Source organism: Paraburkholderia bengalensis, from assembly GCF_037126505.1.
Lineage (GTDB): Bacteria > Pseudomonadota > Gammaproteobacteria > Burkholderiales > Burkholderiaceae > Paraburkholderia > Paraburkholderia bengalensis.
The window spans coordinates 1-647 of record NZ_JACFYJ010000286.1; the positions used below are offsets into that span (position 1 = coordinate 1).

Here is a 647-nt window from a genome sequence, read left to right on the forward strand (position 1 = left end):
TCGACTTCAAAACGCAGTTCGCTGTCGCGGTAGGCCGACGTCAAACCGATGTCGTGGAACATGGCCGCGACGTAGAGCAACTCTGGGTCGAAGGCGACACTCTTTCGTTTTCCGAGCAGCGCGCCCCATAGATAGACTCGTGTCGAGTGGTTAAACAGCAATTCGCTTTCGGTGTCGCGAATGAGTTGGGCTACCTCCCGCGCCAGTTGACTGTCGGGAATGACGACGTCGAGTAGTTCATTCGTCGGCGTTGCTTTGTCCTGCTTCATGAGGTACTCGAGCTCTCAAGAGCGTCCGATTCGTACGTGACGCTGGGCTTTCGGACCGCCCGCGTCATCGGCCGATCCGGCACCGGAAGTGTTATGAGGCGTTACACCGGGGAAGTTACGCTTCTCATGGGCCAGGGAAAAGGCCCAACATCGACAAGTTCCAATGTACTATCGCGTCCATGACCACGCTCTCTGTTAGCCTCGATCGCGCCGGACGCATCACGCTGTCCGCGCAAATTTACGGCTCGATTCGAGATGCGATCGAGTCGGGCCAGCTTTCCGCCGGCGCGCGGCTGCCCTCCTGGTCGGATTTAGCCGCTCAGCTCGGCGTGTCCCGGGGCACCGTGCGGGCCGCCTATGAACGTCTGATCGACGAGC

Annotated in this window: 2 protein-coding genes; one reads left to right on the top strand and one right to left on the bottom strand. The window is 59.7% G+C overall.

The window, feature by feature from the left end; genetic code table 11:
* The coding region (locus tag H3V53_RS43275; protein ID WP_336603052.1) for an HD domain-containing protein at positions 1 to 269 on the bottom strand (269 nt) is incomplete at its 3' end.
* Between the two features lie 179 nt (positions 270 to 448).
* Between H3V53_RS43275 and H3V53_RS43280 the strand changes: the two genes are divergently transcribed.
* Positions 449 to 647, top strand: a 199-nt coding sequence (locus tag H3V53_RS43280) for a winged helix-turn-helix domain-containing protein (protein WP_336603053.1), incomplete at its 3' end; no start/stop codon positions are given.